Source organism: Stenotrophomonas sp. STM01 (assembly GCF_014852135.1).
Classification (GTDB): Bacteria; Pseudomonadota; Gammaproteobacteria; order Xanthomonadales; family Xanthomonadaceae; genus Stenotrophomonas; species Stenotrophomonas capsici.
Genome location: NZ_JACVBA010000002.1, coordinates 591,921 through 611,351, shown reverse-complemented (window position 1 = coordinate 611,351; position 19,431 = coordinate 591,921). Strand labels below are relative to the sequence as shown.

At 68.6% G+C, this 19,431-nt stretch carries 17 protein-coding genes; 14 read left to right on the top strand and 3 right to left on the bottom strand.

The window, feature by feature from the left end; genetic code table 11:
• Nucleotides 1-82: 82 nt before the first annotated feature.
• On the bottom strand, nt 83-1,138 hold the full coding sequence (locus IB227_RS12660; protein ID WP_192287685.1) for a lipid A deacylase LpxR family protein: 1,056 nt from the start codon (nt 1,136-1,138) through the stop codon (nt 83-85).
• Nucleotides 1,139-1,542: 404 nt separating this feature from the next.
• On the opposite strand from IB227_RS12660, the gene IB227_RS12655 reads away from it, so the two are divergent.
• The 12 genes from IB227_RS12655 (at nt 1,543) to folK (ending at nt 14,391) form a co-directional block, all read left to right on the top strand.
• Nucleotides 1,543-2,520: a CsgG/HfaB family protein gene (locus IB227_RS12655; protein WP_132865669.1), complete on the top strand. Its 978-nt coding sequence runs from the start codon at nt 1,543-1,545 to the stop codon at nt 2,518-2,520.
• A 109-nt stretch (nt 2,521-2,629) separates the two neighbouring features.
• A complete protein-coding gene (locus IB227_RS12650) occupies nt 2,630-2,908 on the top strand; it encodes a DUF493 family protein (RefSeq protein WP_132865668.1) in 279 nt (92 codons plus the stop codon).
• Entirely contained in the window at nt 2,896-3,597 is a 702-nt protein-coding gene (gene lipB, locus IB227_RS12645; protein WP_132865667.1) for a lipoyl(octanoyl) transferase LipB, read from the top strand. Before IB227_RS12650 ends, lipB begins: the two co-directional genes overlap by 13 nt.
• Before the next feature lie 16 nt (nt 3,598-3,613).
• Nucleotides 3,614-4,624 carry a lipoyl synthase gene (gene lipA, locus IB227_RS12640; protein ID WP_132865666.1) on the top strand — a complete coding sequence of 337 codons (1,011 nt, stop codon included), beginning with the start codon at nt 3,614-3,616 and terminating at the stop codon, nt 4,622-4,624.
• 208 nt (nt 4,625-4,832) lie between these two features.
• Entirely contained in the window at nt 4,833-7,007 is a 2,175-nt protein-coding gene (locus IB227_RS12635; protein ID WP_192287684.1) for a carboxy terminal-processing peptidase, read from the top strand.
• A gap of 93 nt (nt 7,008-7,100) precedes the next feature.
• Nucleotides 7,101-7,655, top strand: a complete 555-nt coding sequence (locus IB227_RS12630; RefSeq protein WP_192287683.1) for a DUF2242 domain-containing protein — start codon at nt 7,101-7,103, stop codon at nt 7,653-7,655.
• A 17-nt stretch (nt 7,656-7,672) separates the two neighbouring features.
• A complete protein-coding gene (locus tag IB227_RS12625) occupies nt 7,673-8,926 on the top strand; it encodes a hypothetical protein (RefSeq protein WP_225591813.1) in 1,254 nt (417 codons plus the stop codon).
• The gene (gnd, locus tag IB227_RS12620; RefSeq protein ID WP_192287682.1) at nt 8,911-9,819 is read left to right on the top strand and encodes a phosphogluconate dehydrogenase (NAD(+)-dependent, decarboxylating); all 909 of its coding nucleotides are present in this window, start codon (nt 8,911-8,913) and stop codon (nt 9,817-9,819) included. Before IB227_RS12625 ends, gnd begins: the two co-directional genes overlap by 16 nt.
• A gap of 179 nt (nt 9,820-9,998) precedes the next feature.
• Nucleotides 9,999-11,816: an ATP-binding protein gene (locus IB227_RS12615; RefSeq protein ID WP_192287681.1), complete on the top strand. Its 1,818-nt coding sequence runs from the start codon at nt 9,999-10,001 to the stop codon at nt 11,814-11,816.
• A complete protein-coding gene (locus IB227_RS12610; protein ID WP_132865660.1) occupies nt 11,813-12,253 on the top strand; it encodes a response regulator in 441 nt (146 codons plus the stop codon). The genes IB227_RS12615 and IB227_RS12610 overlap by 4 nt, the downstream gene beginning before the upstream one ends.
• A gap of 6 nt (nt 12,254-12,259) precedes the next feature.
• Nucleotides 12,260-13,780, top strand: coding sequence for a hybrid sensor histidine kinase/response regulator (locus tag IB227_RS12605; protein ID WP_192287680.1), 1,521 nt, complete (start codon nt 12,260-12,262; stop codon nt 13,778-13,780).
• 119 nt (nt 13,781-13,899) lie between these two features.
• Entirely contained in the window at nt 13,900-14,391 is a 492-nt protein-coding gene (folK, locus tag IB227_RS12600) for a 2-amino-4-hydroxy-6-hydroxymethyldihydropteridine diphosphokinase (protein ID WP_192287679.1), read from the top strand.
• Between the two features lie 101 nt (nt 14,392-14,492).
• On the opposite strand, the gene IB227_RS12595 is transcribed toward folK, so the two are convergent.
• Nucleotides 14,493-15,230, bottom strand: a complete 738-nt coding sequence (locus IB227_RS12595) for a pteridine reductase (protein ID WP_192287678.1) — start codon at nt 15,228-15,230, stop codon at nt 14,493-14,495.
• A 54-nt stretch (nt 15,231-15,284) separates the two neighbouring features.
• Between IB227_RS12595 and IB227_RS12590 the strand changes: the two genes are divergently transcribed.
• Complete coding sequence (locus IB227_RS12590; RefSeq protein WP_192287677.1) at nt 15,285-16,469, top strand: class I SAM-dependent methyltransferase; 1,185 nt, start codon at nt 15,285-15,287, stop codon at nt 16,467-16,469.
• Nucleotides 16,457-16,858: a VanZ family protein gene (locus IB227_RS12585; protein WP_132865655.1), complete on the top strand. Its 402-nt coding sequence runs from the start codon at nt 16,457-16,459 to the stop codon at nt 16,856-16,858. Before IB227_RS12590 ends, IB227_RS12585 begins: the two co-directional genes overlap by 13 nt.
• Before the next feature lie 211 nt (nt 16,859-17,069).
• Here IB227_RS12585 and IB227_RS12580 read toward each other — a convergent pair whose 3' ends face one another.
• Nucleotides 17,070-19,403 carry a family 20 glycosylhydrolase gene (locus tag IB227_RS12580; protein WP_192287676.1) on the bottom strand — a complete coding sequence of 778 codons (2,334 nt, stop codon included), beginning with the start codon at nt 19,401-19,403 and terminating at the stop codon, nt 17,070-17,072.
• Between the last annotated feature and the right edge of the window lie 28 nt (nt 19,404-19,431).

The window sequence follows — 19,431 nt, the reverse complement described above, 5'->3', positions numbered from 1 at the left end:
ACGCGGCAGCGCCGCTTTTGTTTGGGGGCCTCGCTGCCGGCGCCTGCCTGGCGCGCGGCTACGCAGCGAAGCCGCAGGCGGGTCAGAGCGTGCGGCTGACCGTGAAGCTGCCGAACACCGGGGTTTCCTTCTGGCCTTCGAACTCGCGGGTGCGGTGGTAGCGGGCCAGCGCGAACTTCCAGCGACCGCGCATCACCGCCACGCCATAGCCGATGTCGCCGACGAACGGGCGCTTGTCCACGCGGTGGCTGGTGCGGAAGGTGTTGCCATCCAGGGTGATGTCACGCAGCACCCAGCGAGCGTCGCTGGTGAGGAACAGGTGGCCGGACCAGCCCGCGGCGCGGCCCAGCCGGGTCGGCGCGGTGTTCTCGCCGGCCGGGCGCATCGGCGAGCTGCCGAAATCGTCGGGCAGCTTCCAGCCGAAGCGGACTTCGCCACCGGCGTTGGCGTAGGTGGCGAGGTTGCCCAGCGCGCCACCCCAATGGCTGATCGCGTCCCAGCCCCAGCCAGCGGTGCTGGGCTCGGCCGGCCACCGGCGCATCCGCTCATGCACCAGCTTGAACACCGGCTCGTTGTGCAGCTGGTTGTCCCAGCCCTTGAACTTCTCGTCGCCCAGCACGCTGTGCACCGCCTGCTGCACCTGCTTGCCCATGGCGGCCGGGCCGACCATGCCGACCGCCAGCTGGGTGGTGCGCAGGTGTGCGCCGCTGCGCGCGTTGTAGCCGAAGTTCACCAGCAGCGCGGCGGCATACGGACGGTCGTCGCGGATCAGGTCCGAGCGGGTGTTGTCGGTCGGCGTGAACAGGCCCTGGCCGAAGCTGAAGATCATGTTCTGCTGTTCGAACCCGCCCGGATGCAGGCGTTCCAGGTGCCGGTTGGTCCAGCGTGCCAGGCGCGGCAGGCAGGGGTCGTCGGTGTAGTCCTTCAGGTTCGGCGAGACCAGGGTGAACATCGCGCCATTGGTGTAGCCCTGGTCTTGCTGGGCGCCGCCGAACAGGTCGTTGTCGACGCGGAAGTTGATCGCCGGCGGGTGCTCGGCCAAGGCGCTCTGCGCGCATTGTTCAGCGGCCTGGGCGGTGCTGGCGAGCAGGGTGCCGGCCAGCAGCGCGGCGAGAGGAAAGCCCTTGCCGTCCCTCATGCGGCGTTCTCCATGATGTCGTTCGTAAGATCGGACCAGCTTAGCGGCGCGGGCCGGTTTGAACATCGGGCCCTGAACGGACAAATTGTTTCGGGAGCAAGGGGAAATGACCGCGCATACCGGTGGAAGGCGCGGGCAGGCTACTGGTGGTTTCCAGCAAGATGAATGGGGGTTTGCAACGTGACGTCCATCGAAATTTGCGGACGATCACACCCTGGGAGGCGCAAGTCGCGGGGTTTTCCCACAAGACTTTGATGGAATCCCTTGATCTTCGTGCGGTAGCATCGGCGCGACCGGCCCGCGCTCGCCTGCCCGAAAGTGGGGTGGAACAGGATTTTGCCGCTAGGTCGCAAACGCCAAAGGAACGCACCTCGATAGGTGCAGGTAACGGGGAAGTAACTGATATGCGTAACGTCTTTTCGCCGCTCGTTGCAGCGGCGCTCACCGTAGGTATTGCCGCGGCTGTCACCAGCCAGCCCGCCGAAGCATCATTCAAGAACCGGGGCACCCAGGCGCAGGAACAGCGCAAGGCTGCGGTCGCCCAGATTCCGACCTGCCAGCGCCCGATCGGTTCGATGTCGGTGATCGAGCCCGAAGATGCCACCAACTGGTGGACCGGCCAGCAGCTGCCGGCGCCGAGCCGCCTGATCAAGGTGTTCGTCAACCGTTCGCGCTGCTTCACTCTGGTCGACCGTGGCGCCGGCATGGCCGCCGGCCAGTTCGAGCGTGAGCTGGCCGCCAGCGGCGAGCTGCGTGGCCGTTCCAACGTCGGCAAGGGCCAGATCAAGGCCGCCGACTACGTGATGATCCCGGACCTGATCTCGCAGAACAGCAACGCCGGTGGCAATGCCATCGGTGGCCTGCTGGGCGGCCTGATCGGTGGCCGCGCCGGCGCGATCGTCGGTGGCCTGAACTTCACCAGCAAGACCGCCGATGTGGTCCTGACCGTGACCGACGTGCGTTCCTCCGAGCAGGTGGCCATGGCCGAAGGCTCCGCGCGCAAGAGCGACATGGGCTTTGGTGCCGGCGGCGGCCTGTTCGGCGGCAGCGGCCTGGGCGCGGCGGGCGTGGGCGGTTACGCCAACACCGAAATCGGCCAGGTGATCACCATGGCCTACCTGCAGGCCTACACCGACATCGTCGCCCAGCTGGGTGGCCTGCCGGAGAATGCCGCCGCTTCCAACGCGCAGCAGGCCGTGACCGTGACCCGTGCCGGTCGCCTGCTGGCCAACGCCCGCGGCACCGGTGCCCCGGTGCGCACCCTGGATCCGGGCATGATGCTGTACCCGACCGGCACCAAGGAAGGCGTGATGTGGGAAGTGGAAGATGAACTGGGCAACCGTGGCTGGGTCTCCTCGACCCTGCTGGAACTGTCCAGGTAAGCTGCCGATGCCTGCCGGAAGGGCCGCGAAAGCGGCCCTTCCCGTTTTGGAAGGCTGTAAACCGGCCATGGCCTTGGGTTTGGGGCGCCACGCCCCGATAATGTCCACCATGGAAATCAAGTCCGACAATCCTGAACACGGCTTCCAGTTCCCCGGTACCTTCGAGTTGAGCGCCATGGGCGCGGCCAACATCGGGCTGGAGCAGGAACTGCCCAGGTTGCTGCAGAGCGCCGGGGTGGAAGTGCTCAACGAGCGCATCGCCTGGAAGCATTCGTCCAACGGCAAGTACGTCTCCGTGCGCATCGCCTTCCGGGCCGACAGCCGCGAGCAGTACGACGCGGCGCATGCCGCGCTGCGTGACCATCCGGAAGTGAAGTGGACGCTGTGACCGCCTGCGCGGTACCGGCGGCGCCCGCGCGCCAGCGGCCCGCCGTCCTGCGTGACCTCGGCCGGCAGGGCTATGCGCCGGTCTGGCATGCGATGCAGCAGTTCACCGACGGCCGCGACGACGGCACCACCGACGAGGTCTGGGTGGTCGAGCACGACCCGGTGTTCACCCTGGGGCAGGCCGGCAAGGACGAGCACGTGCTCGCCCCGGGCGACATCCCGGTGCTGCACGTGGACCGCGGTGGCCAGGTGACCTACCACGGCCCCGGCCAGATCGTGGTCTACCCGCTGCTGGACCTGCGCCGGCTCGGCATCGGCGTGCGTGACTACGTGTGCCGCATCGAGCAGGCCATCATCGATACGCTGGACGAGTGGAACATCGGCGCCGAGCGGCTGGAGGGCGCCCCGGGCGTCTACGTCGGCGGGGCCAAGATCGCCGCGCTCGGCATCCGCGTGCGGCGCGGCTGCAGCTTCCATGGGCTGGCCTTCAACGTTTCGCTGGACCTGGAACCGTTCCACCGCATCAACCCCTGCGGTTACGCCGGGATGCAGGTGACCTCGGTGCTAGACTTGGGCGGTCCCTCGGGCATCGAGGCGGTCAAGTCGGTGCTGCTGTCCCATCTGGCCCAGCAGTTCGGGCTGGCGCTGCAGCCGACGCCCGAATTGCCCGACCTGACTACGCGGCCCTGACGCCGCCGGTAACGCCATGACTGAATCCACCACGCGCTCCATTCCCCTGCAGGTCGTGCAGGCCGATACCTCGTCCGCGCCGTTGCAGGCCGGTGTCAAGCAGATCGGCGGTGACAAGATCGGCCGCTCGCCGGTGCAGTTCGCCGACGCCCCGGTGCTGCGCAAGCCGTCGTGGATCCGCGTGCGCATCCCCTCGGGCAATGCGGTGGCCAACCTGAAGGCCAAGCTGCGCGAGAACCGCCTGGTCACCGTGTGCGAGGAAGCCAGTTGCCCGAACATCCACGAATGCTTCGGCCACGGCACCGCCACCTTCATGATCCTGGGCGAGGTCTGCACCCGCCGCTGCTCGTTCTGCGACGTGGCCCACGGCCGGCCCAAGCCGCCGGATGCCAACGAACCGGCCAGCCTCGGCCAGACCGTGGCCGACATGGGCCTGAAGTACGTGGTGGTGACCAGCGTCGACCGCGACGACCTGCGCGACGGCGGTGCCCAGCACTTCGTCGACTGCATCGCGGCCATCCGCGCCAAGTCGCCGGGCACCCGCATCGAGGTGCTCACCCCGGACTTCCGTGGCAAGGGCCGCATGGAGCGCGCGCTGGAGATCCTGGCGACCAACCCGCCGGACGTGTTCAACCACAACATCGAGACCGTGCCGGACCTGTATCGCAACGTACGCCCGGGCGCGGACTACCAGTGGTCGCTGACCCTGCTGAAGAACTTCAAGGCGCAGCACCCGGACGTGCCGACCAAGTCCGGCATCATGCTCGGCCTGGGCGAGACCTTCGAGCAGGTGCAGGCCACCCTGCGCGACCTGCGCGCGCATGACGTGGAGATGGTCACCATCGGCCAGTACCTGCAGCCGACCGCGCACCACCACCCGGTGCTGCGTTACTGGACGCCGGAGGAATACAAGGCGTTCGAGGACTACGGCTACGCGCTGGGCTTCACCCACGTGGCCTCCGGCCCGATGGTGCGTTCGTCCTACCACGCCGACCAGCAGGCGGCCGGTGCCGGCGTCCACGTCTGAGCGCGGCCTGAGTGCCCCCGCGCCTGCCGCAGCGCAGGCGTGGGCAGGGCGGTCGCCGCCAGCCCGTGTCCGGGCGATTCACATTCTGCTACGGGGCTGCGGCTAGTCTGGCCGTGGACAGCGTGACAACGGCCGAAACTTTCGGCACTGTCGAAGTGTCCGAGCTGTCCGCAACCTCCCCCCAACGTCCGGTGCCCCGAGTACTTTGATGACTTACCGAGTTCCCGCCTTCCTGCTGGCCTTCGCGCTGACCGCGCCCGCCGCGATGCTGGCGCGCGCCGATTCCCCGGCCCTGCCGTCGTCCCCGACGCTCGACCAGACCACCACCTCCAAGCTGGTCTACGGGCTGCTGTCGGACAGCCGCTACGCCTACCGCCCGCGCGCGCTGGACGCGGCCACCTCGCAGGACGTGTTCAAGCGTTACCTGGAGTCGCTGGACAGCGGCAAGCAGTTCTTCACCAAGGACGACGTGGACGGCTTCGCGCCGTTGGCCGCGCGCACCGGCGATGCGATCCGCTCCGGCGAGCTGGACCCGGCGTTCCAGGTGTTCAGCGTGTACCGCCAGCGCGCCACCGAGCGCGTGGCCTATGCCCGCCGCCTGCTGCGCCAGGAGCCGGACTTCAGCGTCCAGGAACGCTTCGACTACGACCGCAAGGACGTGCCGTGGGCGACCAGCGCCGAGCTCGACGAGCTGTGGCGCAAGTCGGTCAAGAACGACTGGCTGCGGCTGAAGCTGGCCGGCAAGTCGGCCGCCGACATCCGCAAGACGCTGGACAAGCGCTACGAGACGCTGGGCAAGAGCATCAACGAGCTCAAGAACGACGACGTGTTCTCGTTCTACATGAACGCCTATACCAGCGCCGTCGACCCGCACACCGACTACTTCACCCCGCGCACGGCCGAGAACTTCAACCAGGCCATGTCGCTGTCGCTGGAGGGCATCGGTGCCCAGCTGCAGCGCCAGGACGACGTGGTGGTGATCCGCGAGGTGGTGCCCGGTGGTCCGCTGGACCTGGACGGCACGCTCAAGGCCGGTGACCGCATCGTCGGGGTGGGCCAGGGCCGTTCCGGTCCGATCGAGGACGTGATCGGCTGGCGCATCGATGACGTGGTGTCCAAGATCCGCGGTGCCAAGGACACCCAGGTGCGGCTGGAGTACATCCCGGCGGCCGAAGGCGTGGACGGCAAGCACCGCATGGTGACCATCACCCGGCAGAAGATCCGCCTGTCCGAGCAGGCTGCCAAGGGCGAGACCATGACCATCCCCGGCGCGGCCGGCGAGGCGCAGCGCCGCATCGGCATCGTCAAGCTGCCGACCTTCTACCAGGATTTCGAAGGCCGTCGCCGCAACGCGGCCGACTATGCCTCCGCGACCCGCGACGTGGCCAAGCTGCTGGCCGGCTTCAAGGCCGACAAGGTCGACGGCGTGGTGCTGGACCTGCGCAACAACGGCGGCGGCTCGCTGGACGAGGCGATCGAACTGACCGGCCTGTTCATCGAGCAGGGCCCGGTGGTGCAGGTGCGCGAATCCGGTGGCCGCGTCACCGTCAACAGCGACCGCAACCCGGCCGTGGCCTGGGACGGCCCGCTGGCGGTGCTGATCAACCGTGGCTCGGCGTCGGCATCGGAGATCTTCGCCGGTGCCATCCAGGACTACGGGCGTGGCCTGGTCATCGGTGAAACCACCTTCGGCAAGGGCACCGTGCAGAACGTGGTGCCGCTGGACCGCTGGCCGGCCAGCGAGAAGGAGCGCTTCGGTCAGGTGAAGCTGACCATCGCCCAGTTCTTCCGCGTCAGCGGCTCCAGCACCCAGCACAAGGGCGTGGTCCCGGACCTGGCCTTCCCGGCCAGCGTGGATGCCAGCGAGTTCGGCGAGAGCACCTACGACAACGCGCTGCCGTGGACGCGCATCGCCGCGGTGCCGCACACCCAGTACGGCAATTTCGCGCCGATCCTGCCGCGCCTGGAAACCCGCCATGGCCAGCGCATCCAGAACGACCGCGAGTTCCAGTGGTGGGAAGAGGACGTCAACCAGTTCCGCACCGAGGCGGCCAAGAAGTACGTCTCGCTCAACGAGGCCGACCGCCGCGCCGAGCGTGACCGCCAGGAAACGCAGCGCAAGCAGCGCCAGGCCACCCGCAGGGAGCTGGGCCTGCCGCTGGACCCGCTGGCCGAGGACAGCAGCGACGACGGCCTGACCGGCAACGAGCGCGACATCGTCAAGGATGCCGCACGCGAGAAAGCCGCCGAGAAGCGTCCGGACCCGCTGTTGAAGGAGTCGGCCTCGATCCTGGCCGATGCGCTCAACCTGCTGGAAACGGACCGCCCGCTGTCGGCGCAGGTGCTGCCGCAGTCCACCGGTCCCGGCCGCTGGGCTGACTGAGCAACAACGCAACAGCGTGTTGAAAACGCCGTCAACGTCCCTGGACGTTGGCGGCGTTATGCTGTGGGCATTCGATGATGGGTGGAGGCGTCCATGCGCGCTTACGGGCTTCGTGCGCTGGCCGGGCTGATGCTGCTGGCGCTGGCTGGCTGCGGTGGCAAGGCCGTCAACAGCACGCTGCTGCGCGAGTCGTTCGATTCCGGCGACACCTATTCGCGCGACTTCGAGATATCGCCGGCGCAGGCCTGCGAGGCGGCGCGCCGCGCGCTGCTGGGGCAGGGCTATGCGATCACCCGTGCCGATGCCGGCAGCGTGGAGGCCAACAAGAACTTCCAGCCCAAGGAGGACGTGCATGAGCAGCTGGTGCTGCGGGTGTCCTGCGCGGCGCGTGGCGACGGCCATGCACAGGTGTTCGCCAGCGCGGTGCAGGACCGCTATGCACTGAAGAAGTCGCCCACCTCGGCCAGCGTGGGCGTGGGGACGCTGGGGTCGGTGTCGCTGCCGTTCGGCAGCAACGATGACTCGCTGGTGCGGGTGGCCAGCAGCACGGTGCAGGATGCGCAGTTCTACCGGAACTTCTTCGCGCGCGTGCAGCAGTTCGCCACCGCGCTGGTGCCGCCACCGACCGACGGGGCGCCGGCCCGGTGACGTGGCGCCGGCACGCGATGGTTCGCGTCGGCGCTGCGTTGATGTGGGTGTTGGCATCCACGGCGCAGGCCACCGACGGCTGCGCGATGCGGCTGCTGCGCGAGCTGGGGTGGCAGATTGAATCGGGCCCGCAGCAGGGGGTCACGGTCAATGCCGGGCGGCCCTGCCAACGTGCTTCGCTGCAGCAGGCGCAGGCCCGGGGTGATCTGCGCGTGCAGGTGCCCGAGGGTTTCGATGCCACGCAGCGCGAGCGGATGGCCGAAGCCCTGCTGCAACAGCAGGCCAGCGTGTGCGCCTATGCGTTCCGGCTGGGCGATGCCACGCGCGCGGCGGCCCGTCGCCTGCAGGACAACCCCGGTTACCGGTTCTCGGCGCTGCAGCTGGGCTGGATCGGCTTCGGCGCGCGCGGCGCGGGTGCGCAGGGCTGGCAGCGCTTCCGCAGCTTTGGCCGTGGCTATGCGCCGAGCGGCAGCAACAGCCGGGCGCTGGAGGCCTTCTACAGCGGTCGGGTGCGCTCCGAGTGCGGGGTGGGCCGGCAGGTCGCCCAGCTCGCCGCCCAGCGCGAGCTGTATGGCGATGCGGCGTTCGATGCGGAGTTCAGTGCCGGGGAGTTGTCCATCGGCACCTTCCTGACCCTGCACGATACGCCGAGCATCCTGCTGGGCAGCAATGCCGGCGAGCTCTTCGCCGATGGCAAGGCGGTCCGCACCGCGGCGATGGGGCGGCAGGCGTTCATGGGCCTGCCGGGCTACATCAGCCACGTCTACGACAAGCGCTATCTGGACGACATCAACAACCAGGCCGAGAACTTCGTGATCACCGACATCAGCGAGGCTGCCGCCCAGGCGTTGGCCCGGCATGGCGGCTTCGCGCACTACGACGCGCTCAACGCGCGGATATGGGAGCTGGCGCGGCAGATGCCCGGGCATGGCCGGCGCCGCTTCGAACGCCTGCTGCACGAGCGCGATGCGACGCTGCGGGCCGCGCTGCCGGCGGAGCAGCAGGTGCTGCTGGCGCGCATCGATGCATTGATGGCCGACCCGGTGTATGGCGGCTTGATGCTGTACGTGCATCCCAAGGGCGTGCGCCCGCTGGGCTACCACATCGCCCGCCTGCTCGACCGCAACCCGCGCACCCCCTTCAGCATCGAGCTGACGCTGCACAACCTGCACACCACCCTGTACCGGCGCTGGATCGATGCGCGCCTGCGGGCGTGTGCGGACGGAATTTCCTTCAACACAACCCGAGGTGAGAAATGGAACTGGGCATGATCGGACTGGGCCGGATGGGCGCCAACATGGCGCAGCGACTGCAGGGCGGTGGCATCCGCGTCACTGGCTTCGATCCGGGCGAGCAGGCCAGGGCGCAGGTGGCCGCCAAGGGCGTGGCGGTGGTCGCCTCGCTGCAGGCGCTGGTGCAGGCCCTGCCCGCACCGCGGGTGCTGTGGCTGATGGTGCCGTCCAAGGTGGTGGACGCGACGCTGGAGGCGTTGTTGCCGTTGCTGTCGGCGGGCGACGTGGTGGTCGACGGCGGCAACTCCTGGTACCGGGAATCGCAGCAGCGGGCCGGGCGTTGCGCAGCGCACCAGGTGGACTTCGTCGACTGCGGCACCAGCGGCGGGGTGTGGGGGCTGCAGGAGGGCTACTGCCTGATGATCGGTGGCGAACAGGCGGTGGTGTCGCGGTTGTCGCCGCTGTTCCAGGCGCTGGCGCCGGCCGCGGACCGTGGCTGGGCCCATGTCGGGCCGGTCGGGGCGGGCCACTTCAGCAAGATGGTCCACAACGGCATCGAGTACGGAATGATGCAGGCCTACGCCGAAGGCTTCGCGCTGATGGAGAAGAAGGCCGAGTTCGCGCTGGACCTGGCACAGATCGCCGAGGTCTGGCGGCATGGCAGCGTGGTGCGGTCCTGGCTGCTGGACCTCAGCGCCGATGCGCTGCGCCAGAACCCGGCGCTGGATGGCATTGCGCCCTACGTGGAGGATTCCGGCGAAGGGCGCTGGACGGTCAGCGAGGCCATCGACCTCGACGTGCCGGCACCGGTGATCACCCTGTCGCTGCTGGAACGGCTGCGTTCGCGCGAGGACAACTCGTTCACCGACCGCATGCTGGCGGCCATGCGCAACGAGTTCGGTGGTCACGCGATCAAGCGCAGCGACGGCTGAACCGGAGCACGGCGGGGAGGAGGGCGCGAGGCGTTCACTCCCCGCAGGTTTCATGCAATCCTTGGCCCCTGTCAGGCAAACGCCTGGATACGGCCGCGGTTTCTGCCGATTGACGGAAACTGCCGTCGATGGCGGCTGGTGTGACGCAGGGGGCGTCCACGCGTGACGAAGGAAACGGGATGGCACTGGGATTGAGCGACGAGGGGTGGAGCCGCTGGCGCCTGATGGGGCTGGCCTTGGCTGCGCTGTTGATCATCATCGTCCCGGCGTTGACCCTGCAGCGGCTGTCCACCCAGAGCGTGGCCTCGGCCAACTGGGTGGCGCACACCCATGCGGTGGGTGCGCGGTTGTACAACCTGCAGGCCGACATCCGCGACGTCGAGTCGGCGGCGCTGACGCTGTCCAAGGGCATCGACTCGCCGGCGCTGCAGCAGCGCATGGACCAGGCCGACCGGGTGACCGACAACCTGCGCGAACTCGCCGGGCTGGTCAGCGACAGCCCCGAGCAACTGGTCCGCATCGGCAAGATGGAGTCGATGCTGGAGCGGCGCATGGCGCTGGCCAAGGAGATCGCCGTCAGCACCGATTCGCCGCGCCAGCGCGAGCTGATCGAGCAGATGACCTTCGAGTACCCGATCCGCGACATGGTGGTCGAGCTGCAGCAGCACGAAGAGGCGCTGCTGGCCGAGCGCGGCCTGCAGGCGCAGCGCCAGCAGCGGATGTCCTCGCTAGTGAGCTGGAGTGCGCTAGTGGTGCAGTTGCTGTTGCTGGCACTGGTGCTGTGGCTGCTGAACCGGCAGATCGGCAGCCGTGCCGATGCCGAGCTGCGCCTGAGCAAGTCCACCGCCCGCGCCAACTCGGTGCTGCAGACCGTGCGCGAGCCCATCGTGCTGCTCGACGAGAAGCTGCGCATCGTGCTGCACAACAACGCCTTCGCCGAGTTGTACGGCGTCGATGGCCAGGACGTGAACCAGCGTCCGCTGCAGGAGATCGGCGAGGGTGCCTGGGAGGACCCCATCGTGCGCCAGCGCCTGGCCGACGTGCTGCTGCGCGGGCGCGAGCTGTGGGACTACGAGCACCAGCAGCAGGGCGTGGACGGCCTGGCCCGCACCATGCTGATCAATGCGCGGCGCATGTCGCTGCCCGATGCCAACGACGACGTGGTGCTGATGACCATCAGCGACATCACCCTGCAGCGCGCGGTGCAGGTGCGGGTGGAAGAGCTGAATCGGCAGCTGGAAGGCAAGGTCGAGCAGATGGCCGACGTCAACCGCGAGCTGGAGGCCTTCAGCTACTCGGTCTCGCACGACCTGCGCGCGCCGCTGCGCCACGTGGCCGGGTTCTCGGACAAGCTGCGCCGGCACCTGGGCGAGGGCGCCGATGAGAAGGCGCAGCATTACCTGGACGTGATCGGCAGCTCGGCGCAGCGGATGGCGGCGTTGATCGACGACCTGCTGGTCTATTCGCGGCTGGGGCGTGGGGCCATGCGCCTGCAGCCGGTGGACATGCAGTCGCTGGTGGCCGACACCCGCGCGCTGCTGGATTCCAACCTGCGCGCCGAGGCCGGTGCCGACGGCACGCCGCGCGAGGTGGAGTGGCACATCGGCACGCTGCCGGTGCTGGTGGCCGACGAGAACATGATGCGGCAGGTGTGGTTGAACCTGCTGGGCAACGCGATCAAGTACAGCGCCGGGCGCGAGAAGGCGGTGATCGAGGTGTCGGCGCGGCAGTTGCCCGACGGCAGCCAGCAGTTCAGCGTCACCGACAACGGCGCCGGTTTCGACATGCAGTACGCCTCCAAGCTGTTCGGGGTGTTCCAGCGCCTGCACAAGGCCTCCGAGTACGCCGGTACCGGCATCGGCCTGGCCAGCGTGCGACGGGTGCTGACCCGCCATGGCGGGCGCATCTGGGCCGAGGCACAGGTGGACAAGGGGGCCACCTTCAGCTTCATCATTCCCCCGTTCAACGACGCACACCACAAGGATCTCCCGGCATGACCACGTTGCGCACCATCCTGATCGCCGAAGACAGCGCGGCCGACGCCGAAATGGCGATCGACGCCCTGCGCGAGGCGCGCCTGGCCAACCCGATCGTGCACTGCGAGGACGGCGTGGAAGCGCTGGACTTCCTGCTGCGCCGCGGGGCCTACGCCGACCGCGAGGAAGGGCTGCCGGCGGTCCTGCTGCTGGACATCAAGATGCCGCGCATGGACGGGCTGGAGGTCCTGCAGCGCATCCGTGCCGAGGAGGAGCTCAAGCGCCTGCCGGTGGTGATCCTGTCCTCCTCGCGCGAGGAAAGCGACCTGGCACGCAGCTGGGACCTGGGCGTGAATGCCTACGTGGTCAAGCCGGTGGACATCGACCAGTTCTTCAACGCGGTCAAGACGATCGGCACGTTCTGGGCGGTCATCAACCAGGCGCCGGAAGGCGAGTGAGCGTGCATGCCTAACAAGGGAGCACCACTGGGGCGGTTGCGGATCCTGCTGGTGGAGGATTCGCCCGAAGATGCCGAGCTGGTCAGTGACCAGTTGCTTGACGCCGGCCTGCAGGCCGAATTCGAGCGGGTCGACAACGAGGCCGGGCTGCGCCGCGCCCTGACCGAGTACATGCCCGACATCGTGCTCTCGGACCTGAGCATGCCCGGGTTCTCCGGCTACCAGGCGCTGCAGATACTGCGCGAGCTGCACCCGAAGGTTCCCTTCATCTTCGTCTCCGGCACCATGGGCGAGGAGACCGCGGTGGAGGCGCTGCGCAAGGGCGCCAACGACTACATCATCAAGCACCTGCCGGCACGCCTGCCGCCGGCCGTGGCGCGGGCCATCCGCGAGGCGCGCAGCGAGATCGAGCGCGCCCGGGTGGAGGACGAGCTGATGCGTTCGCAGCGCCTGGAGAGCCTGGCGCTGCTGGCCGCCGGTCTCAGCCACGACCTGCGCAACATCCTGCAGCCGCTGCTGATCGTGCCGGACCTGATCCGCGAGCGCAGCGACGATCCCAAGATCGTGCGCCTGGCCGACGTGATCGCTGAGTGCGGCCGGCGTGGCCACGAGATGGTCGAGTCGATGCTGTCCTTCGTGCGCGGTTCGCGCCAGCCCAGCGAGCGCATCGTGCTGCAGCGGTTGTTCCAGGCGGTCGGCATGCTGCTCAAGAGCAGCCTGCCGCGCAACGTGGACCTGCACCTGGAAGTCTCCGATGACCGCATGGCCATCGAGGCCAACTACACCGAGCTGCAGCAGGTGCTGCTCAACCTGGCATTGAACGCCATCCAGGCGATGCCCGACGGCGGGCGCCTGAGCCTGGTCGCCGAACGCGGTGGCCAGGGCCAGGAGGAGTGCGTGCGCATCCGCGTCAGCGATGAAGGCATCGGCATGGACGAGGCGACCCAGGCGCGTCTGTTCAGTCCGTTCTTCACCACCAAGGCCAACGGTACCGGGCTGGGGCTGGTGTCATGCCGGCGCATCATCGAGAGCGTTGGCGGGCATATCCGCGTGCACAGCTGCAAGGGCGAGGGGACCTCGTTCGAACTGCTGCTGCCGATGCAGGATGCCCTGCTGGCCGAAGGCGAGGGCGAGGTGCCGGCGATCCGCGCCGGCCGCGGCGAACGCCTGCTGGTGGTCGATGACGAGGCCACCCGGCTCTCGCTGCTGGGCAATGCGTTGTCCAGCCAGGGCTACCGCATGCGCCTGGCCAGCGATGGCGCGGTCGCGATGCGGCACCTGCAGGAAGCCGGCCTGCCCGACGTGGTGCTGGTCGACAGCGGCATCCCGCTGCTGTCGGCCGGGCAGTTGCTGGCCGAGATGCAGGCGATGGGCTACCGCGGGCCGGCCATCGTGCTGGAGGACGCCAATGCCCCGGCATTCGCCGACGGCCAGGCCCCGTCGGGCATCAGCGTGCACGTGCTGCCCAAGCCGCTGGAGATGCAGCGGGTGTTCCGTGCCGTGGCCGATGCGCTGGGCAGCGACTGAAAGCACTCCGGCGCGCATCTGGCCGACGCCCGCTGGCCTTATCATTGTCGCCCCCACTCCTGATGCAGGGCCGTGGTCCGCCCTGACCGGTGCGGGCAGGCCCGCAGGCAAAGCCACCGATGACCACCGTGCTCCTCAGCCTGGGCAGCAACCTCAATCCACGCCATTACCTCAAGGCCGCCGTGGACGTGCTGCGCGAACGTTTCGGGACCCTGCGCGTATCGCCGGCCTACCGCACCCCCGCGGTGGGCTTCGACGGCCCGGACTTCCTCAACAACGCGGTGCTGCTGGAAACCGACATGCCGCTGCTGGCCCTGGACGAATGGCTGCACGCGGTGGAGGACGCGCACGGGCGTGACCGTTCCGGCCCGCGTTTCAGCGACCGCACCCTGGACATCGACGTGGTGTATTACGGCGACCTGGTGGTCGAGGGTCCCAAGCACCTGCGCATCCCGCGCCCTGAGCTGAAGCATGCCTTCGTGCTCAAGCCGCTGGCCGACATCGCGCCGGAATTCATCGACCCGGTGCGTGGGCTGAACCTGGCGCAGATGTGGGCCGAGCATCCGCAGTTCGGGCAGGATTTCGATGTGGTGGCGCTGGAACGGGAGTGAGGTCCCATGGGGAAGCGCAAACGCTTCCGTGCGGCTTTGCGCTGCCTCCCCGGCTGGTGCCAAGGGAGGGCGGCGGGTTTGCCGCGGCCTTGATCCCTGGCTTACGTCAACGTCCGCCCGCCATCCAGTCGCAACGTCTGGCCGGTGATGTAGCCGGCATCGTCCAGCAGCCAGCGTACCGCCGAGGCGATCTCGTGCGGGGTGCCGATGCGGCCCAGCGGCGTGCGCTCCATCAGCTTCTGCTTGGCCTGCTCGCTCTTGCCTTCCTCCGGCCACAGGATGGCACCCGGGGCCACGGCGTTGACCCGTACGTGCGGTGCCAGTTCCAGTGCCAGCGAGCGGGTGACCATCTCCAGCGCCGCCTTGGCGATGCTGTAGGCGGGGTAGTCGCGCAATGGCTGGGTGGCATGCAGGTCGGTCAGGTTGACGATGGCGCCGCGCTGCCGGATCAGGTGCGGGGCGGCGACCTGGGCCAGGAAGAACGGTGCGCGCGCGTTGACCGCCAGCAGCTCGTCCCATTGCGCCGGCTGCACCTGGCCGAACGGGGTGGGGAAGAAGTTGGAGGCGTTGTTGACCAGGGCATCGAGCTGGCCGAAATGGCTGACCACCTGTTCGAGCATGTCCGGCAGCGCGGCCGGGTCACGCAGGTCGGCCTCCACCGCCAACACGCTGCCGGGCCGCTCGCTTTCCAGGTCGAAGGCCAGCGACTGCATCTCTTCGGTGGATGAATGCGCGTGCAGGGCGATGCGGTAGCCGTGGGCGTGCAGGTGGCGGGCGATGGCCGCGCCGATGCGGCGCGCGCTGCCGGTGACCAGGGCCACCCGTTGGTAATCTGTCATCTGCATTTTCCTCACTCGGCTATCCTGTGCATTGTCCCTGTAAACGGCCGCACCATGCATTCCGACCTGCCCACGCCCGAACCCGAAGCGCTTGAACACAGCGAGCAGTTGGCCGCGCACCTGCGCGCGGACATCTGCGCCCAGGGTGGCGCGGTGCCGTTCTCGCGGTTCATGGAGCTGGCCCTGTATGCCCCGGGCTGGGGGTACTACAGCGCCGGTGCGAGCAAGTTCGGTGCCTCCGGTGACTTCGTCACCTCGCCGGAAATGGGGCCGTTGTTCGCCGCCACCACCGCCAACGTGATCGCCCCGGTGCTGCAGCAGCTCGGGCCGCAGGCGCGGATGCTGGAGCTGGGCGGCGGCAGCGGCGCGTTCGCCGAGATCCTGCTCAAGCGCCTGCTGGAGCTGGACGCGCTGCCGGAGCGCTACGCTATCCTGGAACCCAGCGCGGACCTGCGCGAACGCCAGCGCGAGCGCCTGGAGAAGGCGCTGATCCCGCCGGTGTTCGCCCTGGTGGAATGGCTGGACCGCCCGTTCGACGACGACTGGGACGGCGTGCTGTTCGCCAACGAGGTGATCGACGCGTTGCCGACCCCGCGCTTCCTTGCCAGCGATGGCGAGATCTACGAGGAAACCGTGGAGCTGGACGGCGAGGGCCGCTTCGTGCGCGGTGCCAAGCCGGCCGATGCGCTGACCGCTGCGGCGGTGCGTCACCTGGAGCACTACCTGGAGCGCCCGTTCGCGCACGGCTACCGCTCGGAGGTGTTGCCGCAGCTGCCGTACTGGATCCAGGCGGTGGCCGGTGGCATGCAGCGTGGCGCGATGCTGTTCGTCGATTACGGCTACCCGCGCAGCGAGTTCTACCAGCACGACCGCGACGACGGCACGATCCGCGCCTTCTACCGCCACCGCGTGCACAACGACGTGTTCCTGTGGCCGGGCCTGCAGGACATCACCGCCTCGGTGGACTTCACCGCGTTGGCCGAGGCCGGCACCCATGCCGGCTTCGACCTGGCCGGCTACAGCAACCAGGCCAGCTTCCTGCTCGGCAACGGCATCACCGGCCTGCTCGAAGCGGCCGAGGAGCGCACCGACGACGTGGGCCGCATGCGCCTGCGCGAGGAACTCAAGCGGCTGACCCTGCCGACCGAGATGGGCGAGCGCTTCCAGGTGATGGCCTTCAGCCGCGACGTGGACATGAGTGCCGCGTTCCTGATGGGCGACCTGACGTGGCGGCTGTAAGCCCGATCAAGCCGTTGCGGCATGCGCGGTTCTGGCTGTCGTTGTGGGGGGCGGCGGTGCTGGCGGTGATCGTGGTGTGCCTGATCCCGCCGCCGCCACTGGACCTGCCGCAGAACAGCGACAAGGTCGAGCACTTCCTGGCGTATTTCCTGTTGGCCGCCAGCGCGGTGCAGGTGTTCGCCACCCGTCGCGCCTTGTGGGTGGCGGGCGTGGGGCTGGTGCTGATGGGCGTGGGCATCGAATGGGCGCAGGGCGCGCTGACCGACAACCGGATGGCCGACCCGATCGATGCGCTGGCCAATACCAGTGGCGTGGTGGCGGGCATGCTCATCGCGCTGACGCCGCTGGCGAACCTACTGTTGCGGCTGCAGCCCCGCCGCGCCTCCTGAGCGCACGCGCGTAGTTGCGGCTGCAACCGAAATTTCCTTTCAAAACAGTGCCTTTCTGTCTTTTGGCACTTACTTCGGCGAGCCCGGGACTGATACCGTCGCCAGGCCATCGGGGCCCTGTCGTGACCCCGTTGGCGCTGCTGCAAAGATGGCGCGGTGCGGGCCGCAGGGTGGAGAGGACCATGCGGACCGCACCGCGCCTTCCCGGCCACTACTTCGCCGGTTGCAGGCGAACCTGGTCGAGCACCCACATCTGCGGGCGGGTGTCGCCACTGAAGGTCATGCACAGGTCGGTGACCTGTTCCGGCCCGGCGCGCAAGGGTGCCTCCAGCTCGATGAAGCCATCGGCGCCGGCCTCGCGCGGCAGCGGCACCGAAGCCAGCACGCGGCCTTCGCAGCCGGCGCGGACTTCGAACTCGCCATGCGCGGCGCCCGGCTTGCGGTAGCCGCGCTTGGCCTCTTCCTCGCGCAGCAGGCCGAAGTTGTAGGGGATGCGCCCGGCGCGCACCTTGAACGCGCGGATGTCCTGCAACTGCGCGTCCTCCCACAACCAGCACGGGTTGAAGATGGTGACGTCGAAGTTGTCACGCGCGCCCTGCAGCGGGTTGTCGTCTTCCAGCCGCAGCAGCAGGCGGCCGCCCTGCGGGCATTGCGCCAGGGTCTTGTCGGTGCGGGTCAGCAGCGATTCGGCATCCAGGTTCCAGCGGCTGGGTGCATCGGCCACCGGCTTGCCGTTGAAGAACGTCAGCGCCTTCAGCTCGGTGGGCACCGGCAGGGTCAGTGCGCCGGGATAGGCCGCTGACTGCGCGGTGGGGGTGCTGCCATCGGTGGTGTAACGGATGTCGCGGTAGCTGAGCGGGTTGGACAGCTCGACTGTGACCTTGTTGCCGGCGCGGTCGTCCTGGCGCTTCATCGCCACCGACAGCGCCGTCTGCGCATAGGCGATGTCCAGCGCCTTGTAGCGCTGCAGCTGCGCCGGCAGGCGGGCGAGGAAATCGTCATAGCTCTTGCGCTCCGGCGCCGTCCAGGCGATTTCCGACAGCGCGGCCATGCGCGGGAACACGTTGTGCTGCAGGCGCTCCCAGGTGCGGGTGTGTTCGGTCCACATGTTGGCCTGCACGCCGAGGATGTGCCTGCGCTGCTCGGCGGTCAGCTGCGCCGGCACCGGGTCGAAGGCGTAGACGCGCTGCATCGAGGTGAACTTGGGGCGCCCCGGCGGTTCGTCGGGCAGGTTGGTCTGCAGGAAGTCCAGGTACAGCGTGTTGCCCGGCGACATCACCACGTCGTGGCCATGCGTGGCGGCCTCGATGCCGCCCTCGATGCCGCGCCAGGACATCACCGTGGCCTGCGGCGGCAGGCCGCCTTCGATGATCTCGTCCCAGCCGATCAGCTTGCGGTCGCGATCCTCCAGGAAGGTTTCCAGCCGCTTGAGCATGTGCGACTGCAGGGCCTCCTCGTCCTTCAGGCCCAGCGCGCGCAGGTGCGCCTGCACCGCCGGCGAGGCCTGCCACTGGTACTTGACCGCTTCATCGCCACCGATATGGATGTACTGGCCGGGGAACATCTCCAGCACTTCGGCCAGGATGTTCTCCAGGAACTGCAGGGTTTCCTCGCGGGGGTTGAACAGGTAGGGGTTGACGCCCCAGTTGGCCGACGGCTGGGTCGGGCCATCGACCACGCCATGCTCGGGATAGGCGGCGACCGCGGCCTGCGCGTGGCCCGGCACGTCGATCTCGGGCACCACGGTGATGTGGCGCGCGGCGGCGTAGGCGACCACGTCGCGGATCTGCGCCTGCGTGTAGTAGCCACAGTACAGGTGTGGCTTGCCATCAGGCCCGACCCCGGCCTGGCCGGCCGGCGCGCGGCAGCTGCCCACTTCGGTGAGCTTCGGGTAGCGCTTGATCTCCATGCGCCAGCCCTGGTCGTCGGTCAGGTGCCAGTGGAAGGTGTTGAGCTTGTGCAGCGCCATGGCATCGAGCAACTGCTTGATCTGCTCGATGCTCTGGAAGTGGCGCGCCGAGTCGAGCATGAAACCACGCCAGGCAAAGCGGGGGGCATCGGTGATGTCCACGGCCGGGACCTGGCCGTCCTGGCCATCACCACCGCTGAGCAGCTGCACCAGCGTCATCGCGCCATTGAACAACCCCGCGTCGGTGGCGGCGCGGATGCGCACGCCCTGGGCGCCAACCTGCAGGCGATAGCTGCCCTTCACGTTGCCTGCCAGCGACGCATCGTGCTCGAAGCGGATGCCGCGTACCGGCTTGCCGACGCTCGCCGGCTGCAGGTGCAGCGCGCTGGTCTTGCCCAGCAGGGCGATGAACTGTCCGGCGACGGCGCGTGCGCCTTCGCCGTCCACGCTCACCGTGGTGGTGGCATCCACGCGATAGGGAGCGGCGCCGGGCTGTACCTGCTGCGGCAGCGGGATCAGGGGAACGGCGAGCGAGGGCGGTGCGGAGGTGGCGTGGGCGGCGGTCAGGCCGGCGCCCAGCAGCAAGCCGGTGGCCAGCAGGCTGCGGACGTGCGTGCGCGTATGCAGTCGGGTCATGGGAGCTCCAGGTGGACAAGCGTTATCG